Genomic DNA, 19,581 nt, shown 5'->3' with positions numbered 1-19,581 from the left:
ATAGCATCGTGATGTAAGGCATATATTTGAGAAGTCATTGGTTTAATAAAACAATAATTATGTATTAAGCAGAAATCGTTGGAAGCGCTATTTCTGCTTTGGTGAGCTATTGCCGGTTTTTATAAAAATAATATTTATCACCTGCCCGTCAGGCGGCATCGCCACAGGCAAAAAGAACCTGATGGAAAGGCTCTGAGTAAATTATATCTCATGGAGAACGTACAATGGCGAAGGCCAATAAGAGTTTTAGGAAAACTAATGCTGCGGCATGGGTGATAGCGACAATTGTTTCATCTCAGGCATATGCAGCTGAAACCAATACCACGACAACAGACACCATGGTAGTAACTGCGTCGGGCTTCCAACAACGTATTCAAGATTCAGCGGCGTCTATTTCTGTTGTGACTCGCGAACAAATTGAGAATAAAGCATATCGTGATATTACCGATGCGCTGAAAGATGTTCCGGGTGTAGTAGTCACTGGTGGTGGGAGCCACAGTGATATCAGCATCCGTGGTATGGCGGCGAAATACACGCTGATTCTGGTGGATGGCAAACGCGTTGATACTCGTGGTACACGACCAAACAGCGATGGTTCCGGTATCGAACAGGGCTGGTTGCCACCACTAGCAGCGATTGAACGCATTGAAGTCGTCCGTGGCCCAATGTCCTCTTTATACGGCTCAGATGCGATGGGCGGGGTGATTAACGTTATTACCCGTAAAGTGGGTAAAGAGTGGCACGGTACGGTGCGTGCTGATGCCACATTGCAGGAAGATTCTAAATCTGGTGATATTTATCAGACCAATGCTTATGCCTCTGGCCCATTAATTGACGGTTTACTGGGATTAAAAGTCAGCGGCCTACTTTCTCATCGTAGTGAAGATAGAATTGTCGATGGTTATAATGAACAGCGCTTAAGAAATGGTGCGGCGACATTTACTCTGACCCCCGATGATAAGAACGAATTTGATTTTGATATTGGCCATTATGTGCAAGACCGAAATTCAACTGCCGGACGTTCAGTGGCATTAAACGGTAAAAGCAGTGATGTGCAATATGACCGCAATAATTATGCTGTGACTCATCACGGTTATTATGATTTCGGTAATTCAACCAGCTATGTTCAGCGTGACGAAACTCGTAACCCATCGCGTGAAATGAAAAGCGTCGATAATGTCTTTAATAGCCAAACCTCATTCTTATTTGATAGCCACACATTAATTCTGGGCGGCCAATATCGCTACGAGGAATTATATGATGAGGGCAATCAACTTGCCTCCGCCAGTGATTTGACTAAATTAACACGCTGGAGTTGGGCCTTGTTTGCCGAAGATGAATGGCAGATGACCAATGATTTTGCCCTGACCGGCGGTATCCGTATGGATCAGGATGAAAACTATGGCACTCACTGGACACCGCGTTTATACGGCGTTTGGCATCTGGCAGAGCAATGGACATTAAAAGGTGGTGTCTCCGGCGGTTATCGTTCACCTGATTTACGTCAGGCAACTGAAAACTGGGGGCAAATCACCGGTGGTGGCCGTGGTGATCCGGCAATCATTGTCGGTAATGCTAACCTGAAACCAGAAAGAAGCCTTAGCCAAGAAATTGGCATTCTCTGGGATGATCAGGAAGGTATGAATGCGGGCGTAACACTATTTAATACTGATTTTAAAGATAAAATCACCGAAGTTCGTCGTTGTACAGATACTACCGGTAACGCGTCTGGTCAGTGCATGATCAACGGTACACCGTATAAGTTTATCAGTGATCGCACCAACGTCGATAAAGCCATGACCCGCGGCGTGGAAGCAACTTTCGGCTGGGATATCAATAAAGAGTGGTCCCTGACCTCCAACTACACCTTCACTCAATCTGAACAGAAGAGTGGGCAGTTCTCTGGCCAGCCATTGAACCAGATGCCAAAGCATATGTTGAACGGCACACTGAACTGGCAAGCCAGTGAAGAACTGGCCACCTGGATTCGGGCTAACTATCGCGGCAAAACCTCGGAATATCTTGACCGTACCAGCATGGGCACCCAAACCCCGTCTTATACATTTGTTGATATCGGGGCAAACTACCGACTGACAAAAGAGTTCCGTCTCATGGGCGGCGTCTACAACGTGTTAGATAAACGTGTGGATATTGAAGTTAACGATAAAGTTCTGGATGGGCGTCGTTATATGGTTGGGGCGAGCTATGATTTCTAAATCCCCTTTGTCCTTGGCGCCGCAGGGGTGTTAGCTGCGCTTACTCACCCGAATCACTGACTTGAGTCAGCTCATCGGGATGCGTTCGCTGGCTGCCTTCCTGCAACACCAATGACGTCGGGGATGGGTTTTGTCCTTGGCGCCGCAGGGGTGTTAGCTGCGCTTACTCACCCGAATCACTGACTTGAGTCAGCTCATCGGGAATGGAGTTTTTCTTTGAAATGTCAGGGGTTAGCTATATTAGTTGACCCCTGTTTTCTTGATTAGCTCAGGCCAATATCAATGACTTTCTTGAATGCTGCTCTTTGGGTCAGATCATAATACCAGCGCTGTAAATGGGGTAATTCTGGGCGCTCGATAGCCAGATTAAACCAAGCATAAGCCAGACATCCCAACGGAATATCGCCAATCCCGAACTTATCACCAGAAAGAAAATTCTGTTGGCTAAGGGCTGCATCCGCAATTGCCATTAAGGTATTGAGCTGCTTAATGCCTTGAGCGATTTTTGCTTTATCTTGTCGTTCTGGTGCCGTGCGTACTAATCCAATAAACACGGCTTTAAACGGCTCCACGACACTGGTCGACGCCCAATCCATCCATTTCTCTGCGCTGGCACGTACTTGCGCATCTGCTAAGTAAAGGGCATTTTCCCCATATTGCGCCGCCAGATAGCGCACAATGGTATTGGACTCCCACAGAATGAAGTTATCATCTTGCAGGCAGGGAATCAGACCATTTGGGTTCAATGCGCGGTACTCTGGTGAGCTAAGGTCGCTATATTGACCGCCAGCATCCGTACGCTCATAGCTAAGGCCCAACTCTTCCAGACACCACAACACTTTTTTGACATTGGTCGAATTATTCCGACCCCACACCTTCAGCATATAAATCCCCTTGAGTTAATTTAGCGCCGTTGCCAATGATGAATTTCCCAGTCATGTAAAATGGCTAAGTCCACCAATTCTGTTCCCGGATTGATGACGGTGGCGCGATCGACATATTCCAGCAACGGTTTGTCATTGATTGAATCGCTGTAACCATAAGTGCGTTGGAAAGCTAATTGGGGCGACTCTGCAAGCCACTGTTTCAGCCGCTCGACTTTACCTTCGCGATACGTCAGGGTGCCATAGGTCTTACCCGTGTAACGGCTGTTTTCCACTTCCACGCCGATAGACAGTGCTGCATTGGCGGAAAAATGCCGTGCAATGGGGGTGACTAAATGCTCACCTGTGGCTGAAATAATCACAATATAATCGCCACGATCACGGTGCCAGCTCAGTAATTTTCTGGCTTGAGGATAAATACGGGGCAGGATATCGCGCTCAATAAAACGCTCAACCCAACCCGCTACTTCCAATTGGTGCTTCCCCACCAAGGGCGACAAGGTCGATTCCATATAACAGGACATCGACAGGCTCCCCTGATAATACTGTTTCATTAAATATTGTTCTTGTTCTGCCAGCGCTACGGGAGCAAGCCCCTCATTAACCAGCCAGCGCAACCATAGGCCAGAGCTGTCATCGCTGATCAGCGTTTCATCAAGATCAAACAGGGCCAAATCCATTAAGCCACCTCTGGGTTGATAAATCGAATGAAGTGAAACCTAACAGTGCTTGTGCTGGACATCAGTAAATTCCTCACCGGAATAACGAGCATCAATGATTAACCTAATACTTTCTCCCTAAATAGGGAAGTTAAGCAGGTTAGTGAATCATTAAGACAACATTGTGAACGAGCTGATGTTAATGCGGATAATGATGAAAGAAATAACATAGAACGGATTGATATTGGTGCGTCGATAAATTTCGGTGTTAATTGTTTTATATCGTTTGGGTATAGATTGTTAAATATCTAGTCTGAAACGCTCTTAAAATGACTTTTTACCGCCACAGCTCAGGAGCTAATTATGCTGATTATTCGTTTGTATGGTTGTCCAGTTTTCATTGGTTCTGAGCAAAAAAAGCAGCCAACCGAACATTCTGGAGTCAAAAATGAGCCACCAACCCTTAAGCAATCCACTATTTGTTAATCAATCAGCAACGAGTACGGCAGCCACTAACGCATTACCGTTATTGGATATTTCATTACTCAACGGCAGCGAAACTGAACGTCAGGAATTTTTAACGGCTCTACGCCATGCCGCTCGAGATATTGGATTCTTTTATCTTACCGGGCATGGAATTGACCCCGCGTTATTACAGCAAATTCAAACCCTCTCACGTGAATTCTTTGCGTTGCCAGATGAAGAAAAATTGGCGGTGGCGATGGTGCACTCCCCCCATTTCCGCGGCTACAACCGTGCGGCATCTGAACTCACTCGTGGCCAACCCGATTGGCGCGAACAGTTTGATATTGGTGCTGAACGAACCCCATTACCCCACAACTCAAGCACCCCAAGTTGGGCGCGACTACAAGGGCCAAACCAGTGGCCTGAGGCGTTGCCTGCGTTAAAGCCCGCATTACTGCAATGGCAGAGAGAGATGACCGGTATGGCACTGCGGCTATTACGCGCTTTCGCTTTGGCTTTGGACTTGGATGAAAACGCCTTTGACGAGTTGTATGGCGACAAGCCGAATGAACACATCAAACTTATTCGTTATCCAGGGCGAGAAACCACTCAAAGTGGGCAAGGTGTTGGCGCGCATAAAGACTCGGGTTTCCTCAGTTTCTTATTGCAAGACCAACAACGCGGTTTACAGGTTGAAGTCGAAGAGGGGCATTGGATTGATGCTGTTCCGCAAGAAGGGACTTTTGTTGTCAATATTGGCGAGTTATTGGAATTGGCCAGTGACGGCTATTTGCGCGCCACAGTCCACCGCGTAGAAACCCCACCCGCAGGGACGGACCGTTTGTCTATCGCTTTTTTCCTTGGGGCGCGTCTCGATGCGGTGGTGCCGCTATATCAGTTGCCTGCATCGTTGGCGGCACAAGCTCGTGGGCCTGCCAGTGACCCACAAAATCCACTGTTTCGTGACGTCGGGTTTAATTATCTCAAAGGGCGTTTGCGCTCGCATCCAGATGTTGCCGCGCGCTATTACCCTGAAACCCTTGGTTCTTAACACTAACCTAATGACCTTAGGTTAATTAATGATAAAAAATTTATTGTTGGGATGATGATGATGACTAAAACACCTGTTTCCGGCTGGGTACGTACTGCACTACTGACTGCATTGGTATCAACATTGACATTATCAGCGCAGGCTGCTGAAGCACTGCGGGTTGCCGCTGATCCGGTTCCTCATGCAGAAATTCTGCAATTTATCCAAAAACTGGATCCGTCGTTAAATCTGAAAGTCATAGAGATCCCAAATGGGGTGAACTCTAATGAATTGTTAGCGCACGGTGATGTGGACGCCAACTACTTTCAGCATGTCCCTTATCTGCACTCTCAAGAGCAAGCGCTAGGACAAAAATTTGCTGTTGCCGCGACGGTGCATATTGAGCCACTTGGGGTCTATTCCCATAAACATAAAACTTTTGCGGATGTACCAGAAAATGGCACCGTAGCGGTGCCCAATAACGTCACTAACCTCAGCCGTGCACTCTATTTATTGCAAGATCAGGGGCTGATTACCTTGAAACCGGGCTTTACCGATCCGGCGAAAAACCAGGCAACACCCAAAGATATCGCCAGTAATCCGAAGCAGTTAAAAATTCTGGAAATTGAATCACCGCAGATTCCACGCTCACTCGATGATGTTGATTTAGCTGTAATTAATGGCAACTATGCACTGGAAGCAGGTTTGAATCCGGCAAAAGATGCATTGGGGTTGGAGAAGGCGGCAGGAAATCCATACGCCAATATTTTGGTGACTACGCCATCGTTGGCCAATGATCCGCGAATCAAACAATTGGCAAAAGATTTGCAATCTCCGGAAGTGGCAAAATTTATCACGGATAAGTACGCCGGCTCGGTCATTCCAGTGGCAGGCATTAAATCATGATTAGCATCGAACGCCTGAGTAAAACCTATCCACAAGGAGGGCTACCGATGGTGGCCTTGGAGGAGGTCTCACTTGAGATCCCGACCGGCTCGGTGTTCGGTATTATTGGCCGCAGTGGGGCAGGGAAAAGCACCTTGATCCGTTGCCTTAATCTACTGGAACGGCCCACTTCGGGCCGTATTCAGGTTGATGGCCGTGAGCTAACCACATTGTCTGATAGCCAATTGCGTTTGCAGCGACAGAATATCGGTATGATTTTCCAGAATTTCCACTTACTTCATTCACGTAACGTATGGGATAACGTCGCTGTTGGCTTAGAAATTATTGGCATGCCGAAAGCACAGCGGCAAAAACGAGTGGCTGAGTTATTAGACCTAGTGGGGTTGAGTGACAAAGCTCGCGCCTTCCCTTCGCAATTATCCGGTGGGCAAAAGCAGCGAGTCGGCATTGCCAGAGCGTTGGCGGCCAAACCCTCTTATTTGTTATCCGATGAAGCGACCAGTGCACTGGATCCAGAAACTACCGCCTCGATACTGGCGTTGCTCAGTGATATTAACCGCCAGTTGGGGTTAACCATTGTGCTGATCACCCATGAATTGGATGTGGTGAAATCCATCTGCGATAACGCAGCGTTACTTGAGCGTGGGCGGGTGGCTGAAACCGGTGTCATCGCAGATTTGTTGGCATCGCCTCACTCCCGTTTAGGGCGCTCATTACTACCGGCACGTGGCCCGGTGTCAGTCTCTGGTTTGCCAGTGGCAGAACTGACTTTTTTCGATACGCTATCGGCTTCGCCAGTCCTCAGTGAATTGGCTCAGCAACATGCTGTGGGGGTGACTTTGCTTGGTGGTGGCGTGGAATCGATTGGCGGTCAGCGGGTAGGGCGCTTGCAAGTTGATTTCAGCCACCCAGACGGCGGGTTGAACTTGACGGAAGTCCTGCAATTTCTTAATGAACGGGGTGTGAGGGCTGAACTGATATGAACAACACAATGAGTTGGCAGGATCTGCTAGCACTGGTGGCCAATGCAACGGGGGAAACCCTATATATGGTGGTCATTGCTACCTTTTTCACTGTATTGATTGGTTTACCCTTGGGCGTTTTATTATTTGTCTCGCGCCCTAATGGCGTGTTGCCAGCGCCCCGGCTAAATACCTTGATAGGTGCCATCGTCAATTTAGGACGATCGATGCCGTTTGTGGTGTTACTCATTGCATTAATTCCTATTACGCGATGGATTATCGGCACGACATTAGGCAGCACCGCCGCCATTGTCCCCATCACGTTGGGGGCGATTCCCTTTTTTGCCCGTGTGGTTGAAGCCGCGCTGGATGAAGTGGATAAAGGGCGTATTGAGGCCATTCTATCCATGGGCGGATCGGCGCGGCATGTGATCCAAAAAGTTTTATTACCAGAGGCGTTACCGGCGCTGTTAGCCGGGATAACCTTAACTGTCGTCATGCTGGTGGGGTTCTCGTCAATGGCGGGAGTCATTGGTGGTGGTGGTTTGGGTGATTTGGCGATTCGTTATGGTTATCAGCGATTTAATAATGAAGTGATGGTCGCGACGTTAATCATATTGGTGATTCTTGTTCAGGGTGTCCAAAGTTTGGGGGATAAGTGGGTCAGGTCACTGGCCCATCGGCGCTAAGGTTCTCACCTTATATTATTGATTTACCCCACGCCTATTCGAACGCTGTATGTGGCGTCTCTCGATGAGTTCCGAGATACGGGCCATTTCTTACGTATATTGGCAGATTCTGAAACACAACAATCAAGGGGGAAATTAGTTTTCGAAGAGGGCGGACATGTTTGGCAACGGACGGTGTTGTGTGCATCACCGTGGTTTTTGGGTAGGAGTGCGCTCTCCTACCCGATTGAAAATTAGCTGTTTAATGCCTGTGCCAAATCGGTAATCAAATCTTCTGTATCTTCAATGCCAATAGATAAGCGCAGTAACTGCGGAGTAATGCCGTGTTTGAGTCGAGTTTCTAATGGAATTGAAGCATGCGTCATACTGTAGGGCTGGCTGATTAAGCTCTCGACACCACCCAGACTTTCAGCCAGCGTAAACAGATGTGAGCGCTTAATCACTGCACGAGCAAAAGTATCATCGCCTTTCAACCGGACTGAAATCATGCCACCAAAACCGGCCATCTGTTTGGTGGCCAGCGCATGTTGTGGGTGACTTTTCAATCCCGGATAATACACATTTTCCACTTGTGGTTGTTGTTCAAGCCACTCAGCGATGCGTTGAGCACTCTGATTGTGTCGCGCCATTCGTAAAGCCAGCGTGCGTAAGCCGCGCAAGGTCAGGAAGCTACTGAAGGGGTCTAGAATGCCTCCCACGGCATTGTGTAAAAAGCCCAATTGTTCTGCCAGTTCAGGGTTATTTCCTACCGCAGCAACACCTGCAACCACATCAGAATGACCATTAAGGTATTTGGTGGCTGAATGCACCACAATATCAAAGCCCAACTCTAGCGGGCGCTGAATGTATGGTGAGGCAAAGGTATTATCCGCGACACTGATCAGGCGATGTTTTTGGGCAATTGCAGCAATGGCGGCCAAATCCGCCAGTTTTAATAATGGATTGGTTGGGGTCTCCACCCAGATCATTTTGGTATCAGGTAAAATGGCTTGCTCCAGTGCTGCTGTATCCGCTGGAGAAACATAGGTTACCCGCAAACCCGCGGTGCGGCTGCGGACTTTCTCCAGTAGGCGATAAGTCCCACCATATAAGTCATCAACGGCAATGATATGACTGCCTTGATCCAGTAGTTCCAGAACAGTTGAACACGCAGCCAGCCCTGAGGCGAAAGCGTAACCTCGCGTGCCACCCTCCAATTCTGCAATGGCTTGTTCCAGCGCAGTTCGCGTGGGATTACCACTACGAGAATATTCATATCCGGTGTGTTCGCCGGGGGCGGGTTGCGCAAAAGTGGATGTCGCATAAATGGCGGGCATCACCGCACCCGTGCTGTCAGGGGTATAACCGGCGTGGACGGTTAATGTGTCGAACTTTGCCATAGTAAAAATCCTTAATAAGAGAAGATTAAGCCAGCTTTTGGCGCCAGGTATTCAGAACATCGGTACGAGTAATCAGACCAAGGAAACGGTTGCCATCAAGCACTACCGCGACATGCCCATCATTGAAGGTGGTCAGGAGCGAGTGGTAATCCGCCTCTTTTTGTAGCGTGTTAACCTGACGTGTCATCGCGGTACTGACAGGTAATTTAAAGTGGTCGGCATCGGCTTGAACTGCATTCAGCAGATCCCACTCATCAATCAGCCCAACGACTTTTTCACCGTCTAATACCGGTAACTGTGAGATGTCATAGAGGCGCATTCGGGCATGGGCGATGGCCAGAGTGTCTTCTGGTGTGACCGAGACGGTCGCCCCATCTTGATGGCTATAAGTGATGTAATCGCGCAAATCTCCATGCTGAGGTTTGCTTAATAATCCCTGTTCCAGTAGCCAGTAATCGTTGAACATTTTCGACAGATATTTATTCCCGCTATCGCAGACAAAGGTCACTACCCGTTTTGGTGTAGTTTGTTCACGGCAATAGCGTAATGCTGCAGCCAGCAAAGTGCCGGTTGACGATCCTGCTAGTACCCCTTCTTCACGCAGTAAAGTTCTCGCGGTGCTGAATGCCTCAGCATCATCAATTTGATAAGCTTTTTTCACCTGAGAGAAATTACTGAGCGGTGGGATGAAATCCTCGCCAATACCTTCAACCAACCAGCTTCCGGCATCATTAATCTGTGAGCTGCCGACATAATCAGCCAGAATAGAACCCGCGGGGTCAGCTAATACAAACTCTGTCGTGGGTGAAATATCGGCAAAGTATTGGCTTAGCCCACTCAATGTGCCGCTTGAGCCTACGCCCACCACAATGGCGTCAATATCTTCCCCCATCTGCTGCCATAGCTCTGGACCAGTGGATGTCCGGTGGGCCGCTGGGTTTGCCGGATTATTGAATTGATCGATGTAGAAAGCGCCGGGAGTCTCTTGAGCCAGGCGTAGAGCATAATCCTGATAATAAGCTGGGTGACCTTTACCGACATCTGAGCGGGTTAGCAGCACTTGCGCGCCTAATGCCCGTAAATGGAAAATTTTCTCCTGGCTCATCTTATCCGGCACCACCAAGACCAGTTTATAGCCTTTGAGTGCCGCAACCAGTGCTAGCCCAAGACCGGTATTGCCCGCAGTCGCTTCAATAATGGTGCCACCAGATTGCAGCAGGCCATCTCGTTCCGCTTGTTCAATCATCGAGAGGGCGACCCGGTCTTTAATCGAACCTCCTGGGTTTTGATTTTCCAATTTGACAAACAGTTGGCACGGGCCGGTATCAAAGCGAGTCAGCTCCAGAAGAGGGGTGTGGCCGATAAGGTCAAGCACCGAGCGAGGGATAGCCATGATTTTCTCCAGCAAAAATATGAGTTAACAGAGTGAGTTCGATTAACAACCTATGGCGGGATAATAGCGCTGGCAGCTTAGGCACTAAAAAGAACAAATAACCCTCTTATATTCCTTTTTGGAATATATTTGTTTGTTTTTAGATGTTTAGGTGCTTAAACGTAAAGACGTTTAGATAGGGAGATGGTTAGCCGTATGGCCATCACTAGGTGGTGAAAAAGTGCATCTTTACAAAACAAAACGTAAAACTACGCCCAATTGACTCAGCAATGGGATAAATTTAGAAAAGGTGCTGAAGTATGACTAAGCTAATATTTCAGTATCAGTGAAAAGACGTTACTTTTTCGCTAATTGGACTGTGGTTTGTTCTGTGGGCACCACATATTTCCGATTATTTGCAAGGATACTCTGGCGATCTCATGATGAAATTTACCCTCCCGTTTAAGATAAAAAAGTTTACTTTCAGTGCCGGATTATTGCTTTTGGTACTGCCTGCGGCCCATGCGGCTGATGACCCGGCACCTCCTGCGGTAGATGCCAAAGCGTATGTGTTGATGGATTACAACAGCGGCAAAGTGCTGGCTGAGGGTAACAGTGATCAGCGTCTCGATCCGGCCAGCTTGACGAAAATTATGTCCAGCTATGTGATTGGGCAGGCGATTAAAGCCGGTAAAGTGCATCCGGATGATTTAGTGACGGTTGGGAAAGATGCCTGGGCTACAGGTAACCCGGCGTTGCGCGGTTCTTCGCTGATGTTTTTGAAACCGGGCGATCAGGTGAAATTGTCTGATTTGAACAAAGGCATTGTGATTCAGTCAGGTAACGATGCCAGCATCGCGTTGGCCGATTATATTGCCGGGAGTCAGGATAGTTTTGTTGGCTTGATGAATAATTACGCCAAAGCGCTGGGTTTGACTAATACCCATTTTATGACTGTTCATGGCCTTGATGCGCCGGGGCAGTACAGTACCGCGCGTGACATGGCCGTGCTGGGGCAAGCCTTGATTCGCGATGTGCCTGAAGAATATGCGTTGCACAAAGAGAAAGAATTCACCTTCAACAAGATTCGCCAAATTAACCGTAACCGTCTGTTATGGAGCACTAATCTCAACGTTGATGGGATGAAAACCGGTTTCACGTCTGGGGCAGGGCACAATCTAGTGGCTTCAGCAACCGACGGGCCGATGCGGTTAATCTCCGTCGTGCTGGGTGCTCCCAGCGATAGAGTCCGTTTCAGTGAAAGTGAAAAACTCCTGACTTGGGGATTTCGTTTCTATGAAACCGTGGTACCCATTAAAGCCACCAAGCCTTTCGTAACGCAGAAAGTCTGGTTTGGCGATACGGGGCAAGCAGAGCTGGGTGTTGCGCAAGACGCAGCGATCACTATCCCCAAAGGGCAGATGAAAAACCTGAAGGCCAGTTATAAGTTGGATCAAACTGAACTGCGCGCACCATTGGCGAAACATCAGGTAGTCGGTACCATCGATTTTCAGCTGAATGGCAAAACGATTGATCAGCGCCCGCTGGTGGTATTGAACGAAGTCAAAGAGGGAGGCTTCTTTAGCCGTATTTGGGACTTCGTGATGATGAAACTCAGTCAGTGGTTCGGTGCAGTATTAGGTTAGTTTTACCCATTGATGACTCAAAAAGGGGCGACATAGTTGTCGCCCTTTATTGTTGAAGCCGCAGAGAGTTAGTTACACGCCACTATCTTGATTGCCAAGCCACCACGAGACGTCTCGCGGTATTTTGAATTCATGTCTTTGCCGGTTTCATACATGGTTTCGATGACTTTATCCAGACAAACACTCGGTTCACTGGTCCGGCGCAGCGCCATACGGGCTGAGTTGACGGCTTGTACGGCAGAAATGGCATTTCGTTCAATGCATGGAACCTGAACTTGCCCTGCCACCGGATCGCAGGTCAGGCCGAGGTTATGTTCCATGGCGATTTCAGCGGCAATGCAGACCTGAGCAGGGCTGCCACCCATTAATTCAGCCAGTCCAGCTGCGGCCATTGAACAGGCAACCCCTACTTCTCCCTGACATCCCACCTCTGCGCCAGAAATGGATGCATTCATTTTATACAGTGCACCAATAACCCCAGACACCAAGAAATAGCGACTGTAGGAATTCTCATTCACTGGGCGAATGAATTTATCGTAGTAAGCCAAAACAGCCGGGATAATACCGCAAGCCCCATTTGTTGGTGCCGTCACGACTCGCCCGCCTGCGGCATTTTCTTCGTTAACGGCCAAAGCGTACATATTGATCCAATCCACCACCATCATCGGATCGGCATTATGTTTATCTGTCGTGACCAACATACGGCGCAGTGCCGCAGCACGGCGAGGAACTTTCATTGGGCCGGGTAAGAGGCCCTCAGTATTAATACCGCGCTCAATACCTGCACGCATCACATCCCAAATCGCCGCAAAGTGAGCACTTATCTCGGCTTTACTGTGTAAAGCCAGCTCATTTTGCATCACTAAACCGGATAGTGACAACCCAGTATCTTTACAGTGTTTTTGTAAGTCACGGGCAGAATTGAATGGGTAGGGCACAGAAACCGCATGGGTATCTTGCTGGCCAAAATGCGCCTCATCGACAATAAACCCGCCGCCGATGGAGTAGTAAGTTTTACTGAAAATACACTCATCACCTGCATGTGCGCTGATGGTCATGCCATTTTCATGTAACGGCAAGTTGGTTTCATGGAAATTCATTCCGCCCTTTGCAGGGAAATCAACTTCATGAGCACCATTGGCGAGTAACAGGCGCTCGCGCGATTCTACATCGCGGATAAATCCGGGGATTGCATCAATATCAACAGTATCGGGCAGATTCCCTGCCAGCCCCATGATAATGGCAATATCGGTATGGTGACCTTTACCGGTAAGGGACAAAGAACCATAAACATCAACAGTGATTCGGGTGACAGCGGAAAGATGCCCTAAAGCGATTAAATCATCGGTGAACAACTTCCCGGCCTTCATGGGGCCGACGGTATGGGAGCTGGAAGGACCAATACCAATCTTAAAAATGTCAAAAACGCTGACCATATATTCGCCTCCTTCGTGTTAAAGGCGTTATACCCGTATTGGGTAATATTATTAAAATGCTTACATTGCCGTGGAGTAGAAAGCCGGCGCGGACGCACCGGCTTTTGAAACGAATGACAACAACGGATGACGATAACAAGCTGGCCGTGGAAGTTGGCCAGCGTCAGCATCATTAACCGAACAGGCTGTACAAGATTGCTGAGATAGCAATGAGACCCATAATAACCACGAATACGTTGCTGATGTGACCGCTGTACTTACGCATCGCTGGAACTTTATGGATGGCATACATTGGCATCAGGAACAGCAGCATCGCGATGATTGGGCCACCCAGTGTTTCAATCATGCCCAGAATACTTGGGTTTAAGGTAGCAACAATCCAGGTTGTTACTAGCATGAACAGCGCAGTAATGCGGTTTAGTTTGTCATGATTGATGGTTTTGCCTTTGCTACGCAGAGACTTGATCATCATGCCGTTAAAGCCTTCACGGGCGCCCAGATAGTGGCCCAGGAAAGATTTAGTGATGGCGATAAAGGCAATCACTGGCGCCATGTAGGCAATCATTGGGGTGTTAAAGTGGTTAGCCAAGTAAGACAGAATAGAGATGTTCTGGCTTTTTGCTTCAGCCAAATCGGCTGGAGACAGGCTCAATACGCAGCTGAATACGAAGAACATCACCGTAACAACCATCATGATGTGAGCAAAGGCTAAAATGCGAGAGCATTTTTTCTCAGCATCAACGCCGTATTCTTCACGTTTTGCTACCGCAAAAGCAGAGATGATTGGGGAGTGGTTGAATGAGAACACCATCACTGGAATGACTAGCCACAATGTCATCCACAGGCCACTGCCCGTACCGTTGCCGTCCATTGATACATGTTCGAATATTGCGCCTGACCAGTTAGGGATCAGGTAGACCGCCAACAACATCAATACAGCAACAAACGGGAAGACCAGAATACTCATTGCTTTCACAATGGCATGCTCACCAAAACGCACGATTGTCATCAAGCCGATAATCAAGATCAGCGACAGAATGGCACGCGGCGGAGAGGGGAGATGCATCTGGTGCGTGATGAAGCTATCAACAGTGTTGGTAATAGCCACACTGTAGACCAGCAAAATAGGGTAGATAGCGAAGAAGTAAAGCAGCGTAATCAGTTTGCCCGCGCCTTTACCAAAATGTTCTTCAACCACTTCAGTGATGTCTTCGCCAGGATTTTTCCCTGACAGCACAAAGCGACATAGACCACGGTGTGCGTAGAAAGTCATCGGGAAGGCAATAATCGCCATAACGATAAGCGGCAGAAGACCGCCGATACCCGCATTGATTGGCAGGAACAAGACACCTGCCCCGATTGCTGTGCCGTACAAACCCAACATCCACATGGTGTCACTTTTGCGCCATGTGCTTGTTGAAACTTTTCCCGTTGAGGCAATAGTGCCTGTTTGAGTAGTGTCCATGAAAAATCTCCATAGTGAACACGTTAATTTAAAATTAAGAGCCGAAAGTTAGGTGCCTGTAATGCCTTATTTGGCGACATCATCAGGCGAAAAATTCAGTCAAAACGATTTGTTTAAAATGTGTGCCCTGGTTATTGCGTTGGTGCCGTAGCCGTGCATTATATCTAAAAGTAAAAGTGCAAAATTTAACCGATATTAAGAGCGTCAATTCGCTTTATCGGATATTTTTGTTGTTCTAATGAGAACTCTAGTTTTTGCTGGCGGCAAGATAGCGATTTGTAGTGAAAACTACCGTGATCCTGCTCTCAAATGCTCAATAAAATCGTTCTTGATCACTTGTTGCGAATTTATGGCTGATTGTTATGTGAATGTTTATAATTCATCACTAAAAATAATAAAAATATCCATCTCTATAGTGATTAATAAATAAACAATTCATTTTTTATCCCCCCGACTTCTTGCGGGGCAATATATTTTAACCATACGAATGAATCTAGTGAAAATCAGTTTTTTCACTGATTTATTGATGAATATCATTAATATAGAATAATGATTTAAATTTAACTTATTGATATCTATCTGTTTTTTATTTTTGTCTGCTTATTGATGAAACTAAGGTTGGAGAGGGGTAGAAACCGTTAAATAAGACCTAAAATGAAAGTTTTGCTATGAAATAAAAATAAGTCAGCGCGTGATTATTGGCAGCTTATACTTTATTTGTCATATAAATTTTTGCTGTTGGTAATTTGTCTGACAATAAAATAACGCTATTCTTTTACTCGAATGCATTAAAAGAATACAAAATGTTAAATTAATTTACTTTATGTTCGGGCTGCGCTGAAAAGCTAATTTCATAATGAAATTGTGTTTTAAAATTTTTATAGATTACAAATGGCATTTAGCCTCAATTAATATAAGGTTATTAGCTATGACTTATCTTGCTTAGATATAATACAGTTTTTAGATAATGCGCGGTTAACATTACCCACTCATAATTTACTGCGCTAAGATTTTTGCTATGTAATCAAGGCTAACACGCTTGATTAACTGCATAACGGGCATAGGGCTGCATCATAGGCAATATATCCGTGTAGTGAAGTAAGATGCGCATAAAACACGCATCTCTATCAGTAATGGGAGTCGTCAGTGGGGAGGGGGCGAGCTTAACGGTGAGTTATAATACCGTGCTGTGAAAAGAACTGACTGAATTCATCGTCCGGTTGGCGGTCAGTGACTAACTCATCAAAGAGTGTTAAATCACCAATTCTGGCGGGTTTCATCTTGCCAAATTTACTGTGGTCAGCGACCAGGATTTTATATTGGGATTTGGCTATGGCTTTCTGCTTCAATGGTAGTTCGTCGAAGTTGAAACAGGTGGCACCATACTCAACAGAAACACCCGCAGCGGAGATAAAAGCCTTGTTCGGGCAGACATTGTCCAGCTCATTGTGCTGGCTAATCGGGGTGAAAATATAGTTATTGGGCTTGAACTCACCACCGCACAAGATAACTTTGCAATTGGGTTTATCTTGTAGTGAAAGGAACGTGTTAAGGGAGTAACAAATGGCAGTAAATGACAGTTCTTCGTCTATTTCATCAATAATAGAAGGAATGGTGGTGCCGCAGTCAAAAAAAACCGTATCATTTTCCGCAATAAGACGGGCTGCCAGTTGGCCGATTCGGCGTTTTTCTTCCACCTGTTTGGCCTGTTGATCCGAAACAAAATAGTTATTGGCGTTATTGCTTTTGGGATCCATCACCACATAACCGCCCAGTAAAATAACGGCAGTAGGCTCGGCGCTGAGATCTCGCCGAATTGTCATTTCAGAAACACGCAACAAATTGGCTGCGTCTTTTAGATGGATTTTGTCGGAACGCTTAAGGGCCTGAGTTAGTTTATTGATTCGTTCAGCACGGCGAGTTTCCATAAGCTATCCCTGACAAGTTATTTTCAACGCCATGTATTATAAGCGATTTTTTGAAATGCAGTTTTGATGCGTGGTTGCAAAACAAAATAATGCAAAATAGACACAGCAATAAGTCAGCCCGGTAATCACCGGGCTGACAATAATTTAGTAACTTGATGCGGACACTGATTGGCCTGAAACGATAGCCACGCCAGAACTGGTACCAATTCGTGTCGCCCCAGCCTTAATCATAGTTTCAGCTGTTGCTCGGTCACGAACAGCACCCGATGCCTTAACCCCCATCACTGGGCCTACTGCGGCACGCATCAATTTTACATGTTCTTCTTTAGCGCCACCGGTACTAAAACCTGTTGAGGTTTTAACAAAGGCAACGTCAAGTTCACGACATATTTCACAAACTTGCACGATTTGTTCGTCGCTAAGCAAGCAAGTTTCTAATATTACCTTCAACGGTGTGGAGGCGCAATTATCGCGCACGGCCTTGATGTCAGCTTTAACAGCATCAATCTTACCGCTTTTTAACCAACCAACATTGATAACCATATCAATCTCTTGCGCACCGGCTTTGATAGCTGCCTGTGCTTCAAAGGCTTTGGCTTCGGTCAGCCCCGCCCCCAGAGGGAAACCAATAACTGAGCAGACTTTTACCGGGCTACCCGCTAATTGCTGTACCGCCAATGGAACGTATCCCGAGTTAACGCACACAGTATAAAAATGATGCTGTTTTGCTTCGTCACATAGCTTAATAATTTGTGCTTCAGTGGCGTCCATTGCCAGTAGAGTATGGTCAATGTAAGTCGCGTAATTGATCGTCATGATTATTATCCTTTGTTCATCTGTAAGTTAGTTCTGTTGTTATAATAATAACATTTTGAATGAAAAACAAAGATAATTATCACAATTTAAGCTGTTTTAGATTTTATTTTGTTATTTTAATAACATTTATTTTGATAAAATGAGCCAAGCATACATTCAGATTTAAATGTAATTAATTGATTTTAAGGTATTTTAAATGTCTGTCGAGCGATGAGAAAAGACATTGCCGGTCCTTTAGTTGACCGACAATGTAAAATAAATAACTTGAGAGGACGCTAGCTTCTGACCCACCCGCGGCTGATAGGTAAGGAAAAGCTCATGTGATAAAGGCGTTTCATGCCATTTGAGATAGCTTCTCCGAATAAATTCCACACCAACTGGGCGAACAGGCAGCCGACGATCCCGAGTAAAAAGGCCCCGACCATATCTAGTGGCCAATGGACACCCAGATAAACTCGTGACCAAGCAATTGCGATAGCCACACTCATCATCGTGATGGCAGACCAGAGTTTGTGCCAAAAAACAAAAGCTAAGGCAAAGGTAAAAATAGCGGTGCCGTGGTCACTGGGAAAAGAACTGTCCGGAGCGTGTGGCATGAAGTTGTAGCCGAAACCGACGACAAAAGGTCTGTCATGAGGGATCAACATGCCAATGCATGCGGCTGAGAGCATAGAGAATGCAAGTGCAATGGCGGCTTTGGTAACCATAGTACGCTGTATATCCATAGTCTCTTTCGGCCCCCACAACCAAAGTCCTACCAATAAAACGGGGATAATCATAATGACGTCACGCGCGATAAAAGTCGCCATAGAAATTAGCCATGCTGGGGATGCAGGGGTTGCATTTATCATGGAAAAGAAAAAATAATTCATCTGTTCTATCATTTTGTACCTTTATCACGGTTGTAATAACCGCTAATTATCCAAAACCCTGTTAACTGACTGAGCCATACCCACCAACCAGCCCACAGGTTGTGCGTTAGAAAATGTGCCCCTCGCATGATCTGACCAAACCCCATCAGCATGCCAAGACCGACACCGACAAACCAACACAGTGTGGCCAGACGTGGTCGCTCAGGGTAAAACAAGAAAAACAATGCCATGACTGCAAAACCGCTAGATGCGTGACCACCGGGGAAGCAATGACCGGGGCCTGCACCGACCGGGGCTGTTCCCATCAGTACATAACTGAAAGATTTACCGCCATATTCCACTAAATCCCAAGGGCAAGAGTGTGCACTGGTGGCTTTTAAGATGCCGACGACTAACGGGCCAACACCGAGTAGCAACATGGTGGTTATCAAACGCCCATTGCGACGATAAATTCCCCATAGCAATGTGACAATAGCCGCGCTGATAATGGCCTGCTTCAGTAACCGGTGATTCAGCAAATCGAGCCAGACATTATTCTCCCATGGAAAATTCTGACCAACCGGATCAAACCAGTAATTGCTAATAAGCCAATCCAACTGCTCATTGCGGGAAAGCCAGAGAAACAGCAATCCACTGATCAACAGACCAAAAACCTGCCAAAAATAAAAGGATAACGGCAATGAGTAAAGGGAGTTTGTCCTAATTATTGGTGCCGTTGAGGTATTATTTAATATCGACGTCACTACGTCAGATTGGGCGGTGGATTTGTTGGTCTTCACGAAATAACCTGAAGCAGAAGTAATGATGTGGGTACTGTAATAATGTTGCCTTAAGAAAGCCTTAAGAGCGGATAGGG

General features: G+C 46.7%; 16 protein-coding genes. 6 read left to right on the top strand and 10 right to left on the bottom strand.

Translation table 11 applies throughout. From position 1 onward, the window contains the following. The first annotated feature begins 224 nt into the window (after nucleotides 1-224). Nucleotides 225-2,216, top strand: coding sequence for a ligand-gated channel protein (locus HUZ92_RS03965; RefSeq protein WP_050097062.1), 1,992 nt, complete (start codon nucleotides 225-227; stop codon nucleotides 2,214-2,216). 263 nt (nucleotides 2,217-2,479) lie between these two features. Here HUZ92_RS03965 and HUZ92_RS03960 read toward each other — a convergent pair whose 3' ends face one another. Beyond that, nucleotides 2,480-3,100, bottom strand: coding sequence for a glutathione S-transferase family protein (locus tag HUZ92_RS03960; RefSeq protein WP_050097063.1), 621 nt, complete (start codon nucleotides 3,098-3,100; stop codon nucleotides 2,480-2,482). A 20-nt stretch (nucleotides 3,101-3,120) separates the two neighbouring features. Then, nucleotides 3,121-3,780 (bottom strand): HAD family hydrolase, encoded by a 660-nt coding sequence (locus tag HUZ92_RS03955; protein WP_050097064.1) that lies wholly within the window; start codon nucleotides 3,778-3,780, stop codon nucleotides 3,121-3,123. Between the two features lie 427 nt (nucleotides 3,781-4,207). Here HUZ92_RS03955 and HUZ92_RS03950 point away from each other — a divergent pair, with 427 nt between their 5' ends. The 4 genes from HUZ92_RS03950 to HUZ92_RS03935 are packed head-to-tail and all read left to right on the top strand — an operon-like array spanning nucleotide 4,208 to nucleotide 7,811. Next, nucleotides 4,208-5,275 (top strand): isopenicillin N synthase family dioxygenase, encoded by a 1,068-nt coding sequence (locus HUZ92_RS03950; protein ID WP_050097733.1) that lies wholly within the window; start codon nucleotides 4,208-4,210, stop codon nucleotides 5,273-5,275. 60 nt (nucleotides 5,276-5,335) lie between these two features. Further along, a complete protein-coding gene (locus tag HUZ92_RS03945; protein ID WP_050097734.1) occupies nucleotides 5,336-6,160 on the top strand; it encodes a MetQ/NlpA family ABC transporter substrate-binding protein in 825 nt (274 codons plus the stop codon). Further along, the gene (locus HUZ92_RS03940) at nucleotides 6,157-7,143 is read left to right on the top strand and encodes a methionine ABC transporter ATP-binding protein (RefSeq protein WP_050097065.1); all 987 of its coding nucleotides are present in this window, start codon (nucleotides 6,157-6,159) and stop codon (nucleotides 7,141-7,143) included. The genes HUZ92_RS03945 and HUZ92_RS03940 overlap by 4 nt, the downstream gene beginning before the upstream one ends. Next, complete coding sequence (locus tag HUZ92_RS03935; protein WP_050097066.1) at nucleotides 7,140-7,811, top strand: methionine ABC transporter permease; 672 nt, start codon at nucleotides 7,140-7,142, stop codon at nucleotides 7,809-7,811. Before HUZ92_RS03940 ends, HUZ92_RS03935 begins: the two co-directional genes overlap by 4 nt. A gap of 233 nt (nucleotides 7,812-8,044) precedes the next feature. Here the strand turns inward: HUZ92_RS03935 and HUZ92_RS03930 are convergent, their stop codons facing one another. Together HUZ92_RS03930 and HUZ92_RS03925 are read right to left on the bottom strand one after the other, a co-directional pair. Further along, entirely contained in the window at nucleotides 8,045-9,190 is a 1,146-nt protein-coding gene (locus tag HUZ92_RS03930) for a trans-sulfuration enzyme family protein (protein ID WP_050097067.1), read from the bottom strand. 25 nt (nucleotides 9,191-9,215) lie between these two features. Continuing rightward, the gene (locus HUZ92_RS03925) at nucleotides 9,216-10,583 is read right to left on the bottom strand and encodes a pyridoxal-phosphate dependent enzyme (RefSeq protein WP_050097068.1); all 1,368 of its coding nucleotides are present in this window, start codon (nucleotides 10,581-10,583) and stop codon (nucleotides 9,216-9,218) included. Between the two features lie 419 nt (nucleotides 10,584-11,002). Between HUZ92_RS03925 and HUZ92_RS03920 the strand changes: the two genes are divergently transcribed. Then, on the top strand, nucleotides 11,003-12,208 hold the full coding sequence (locus HUZ92_RS03920) for a serine hydrolase (RefSeq protein WP_174846787.1): 1,206 nt from the start codon (nucleotides 11,003-11,005) through the stop codon (nucleotides 12,206-12,208). Between the two features lie 68 nt (nucleotides 12,209-12,276). Here the strand turns inward: HUZ92_RS03920 and HUZ92_RS03915 are convergent, their stop codons facing one another. The 6 genes from HUZ92_RS03915 to HUZ92_RS03890 all read right to left on the bottom strand — a co-directional run bounded on the left by HUZ92_RS03915 (nucleotide 12,277) and on the right by HUZ92_RS03890 (nucleotide 19,405). Then, nucleotides 12,277-13,644: an L-serine ammonia-lyase gene (locus tag HUZ92_RS03915; protein WP_050097070.1), complete on the bottom strand. Its 1,368-nt coding sequence runs from the start codon at nucleotides 13,642-13,644 to the stop codon at nucleotides 12,277-12,279. 172 nt (nucleotides 13,645-13,816) lie between these two features. Beyond that, nucleotides 13,817-15,109: an HAAAP family serine/threonine permease gene (locus tag HUZ92_RS03910; protein WP_050097071.1), complete on the bottom strand. Its 1,293-nt coding sequence runs from the start codon at nucleotides 15,107-15,109 to the stop codon at nucleotides 13,817-13,819. 1,163 nt (nucleotides 15,110-16,272) lie between these two features. After that, entirely contained in the window at nucleotides 16,273-17,037 is a 765-nt protein-coding gene (gene deoR / locus HUZ92_RS03905) for a DNA-binding transcriptional repressor DeoR (protein WP_050097072.1), read from the bottom strand. A 144-nt stretch (nucleotides 17,038-17,181) separates the two neighbouring features. Further along, nucleotides 17,182-17,853, bottom strand: a complete 672-nt coding sequence (deoC, locus tag HUZ92_RS03900; protein WP_050097073.1) for a deoxyribose-phosphate aldolase — start codon at nucleotides 17,851-17,853, stop codon at nucleotides 17,182-17,184. 275 nt (nucleotides 17,854-18,128) lie between these two features. Continuing rightward, nucleotides 18,129-18,734 carry an undecaprenyl-diphosphate phosphatase gene (gene ybjG, locus HUZ92_RS03895; RefSeq protein ID WP_164908311.1) on the bottom strand — a complete coding sequence of 202 codons (606 nt, stop codon included), beginning with the start codon at nucleotides 18,732-18,734 and terminating at the stop codon, nucleotides 18,129-18,131. Continuing rightward, the gene (locus HUZ92_RS03890; RefSeq protein ID WP_050295312.1) at nucleotides 18,734-19,405 is read right to left on the bottom strand and encodes a phosphatase PAP2 family protein; all 672 of its coding nucleotides are present in this window, start codon (nucleotides 19,403-19,405) and stop codon (nucleotides 18,734-18,736) included. The genes ybjG and HUZ92_RS03890 overlap by 1 nt, the downstream gene beginning before the upstream one ends. Between the last annotated feature and the right edge of the window lie 176 nt (nucleotides 19,406-19,581).

The sequence above is a fragment of the Yersinia vastinensis genome, assembly GCF_902726565.1.
GTDB lineage: Bacteria > Pseudomonadota > Gammaproteobacteria > Enterobacterales > Enterobacteriaceae > Yersinia > Yersinia vastinensis.
Note: the sequence above shows the minus strand (reverse complement) of the source record. Positions and strands in the feature narration are given on the sequence as shown.

Excerpts from the sequence above, each read along its gene's own strand:
- HUZ92_RS03910 (WP_050097071.1), bottom strand. The coding sequence starts at position 15,109 with ATGGACACTACTCAAACAGGCACTATTGCCTCAACGGGAAAAGTTTCA.
- HUZ92_RS03935 (WP_050097066.1), top strand. The coding sequence starts at position 7,140 with ATGAACAACACAATGAGTTGGCAGGATCTGCTAGCACTGGTGGCCAAT.
- HUZ92_RS03940 (WP_050097065.1), top strand. The coding sequence starts at position 6,157 with ATGATTAGCATCGAACGCCTGAGTAAAACCTATCCACAAGGAGGGCTA.
- HUZ92_RS03950 (WP_050097733.1), top strand. The coding sequence starts at position 4,208 with ATGAGCCACCAACCCTTAAGCAATCCACTATTTGTTAATCAATCAGCA.
- HUZ92_RS03925 (WP_050097068.1), bottom strand. The coding sequence starts at position 10,583 with ATGGCTATCCCTCGCTCGGTGCTTGACCTTATCGGCCACACCCCTCTT.
- HUZ92_RS03915 (WP_050097070.1), bottom strand. The coding sequence starts at position 13,644 with ATGGTCAGCGTTTTTGACATTTTTAAGATTGGTATTGGTCCTTCCAGC.
- HUZ92_RS03960 (WP_050097063.1), bottom strand. The coding sequence starts at position 3,100 with ATGCTGAAGGTGTGGGGTCGGAATAATTCGACCAATGTCAAAAAAGTG.
- HUZ92_RS03955 (WP_050097064.1), bottom strand. The coding sequence starts at position 3,780 with ATGGATTTGGCCCTGTTTGATCTTGATGAAACGCTGATCAGCGATGAC.
- deoR (WP_050097072.1), bottom strand. The coding sequence starts at position 17,037 with ATGGAAACTCGCCGTGCTGAACGAATCAATAAACTAACTCAGGCCCTT.
- HUZ92_RS03930 (WP_050097067.1), bottom strand. The coding sequence starts at position 9,190 with ATGGCAAAGTTCGACACATTAACCGTCCACGCCGGTTATACCCCTGAC.
- HUZ92_RS03965 (WP_050097062.1), top strand. The coding sequence starts at position 225 with ATGGCGAAGGCCAATAAGAGTTTTAGGAAAACTAATGCTGCGGCATGG.
- HUZ92_RS03945 (WP_050097734.1), top strand. The coding sequence starts at position 5,336 with ATGACTAAAACACCTGTTTCCGGCTGGGTACGTACTGCACTACTGACT.
- deoC (WP_050097073.1), bottom strand. The coding sequence starts at position 17,853 with ATGACGATCAATTACGCGACTTACATTGACCATACTCTACTGGCAATG.
- HUZ92_RS03920 (WP_174846787.1), top strand. The coding sequence starts at position 11,003 with ATGATGAAATTTACCCTCCCGTTTAAGATAAAAAAGTTTACTTTCAGT.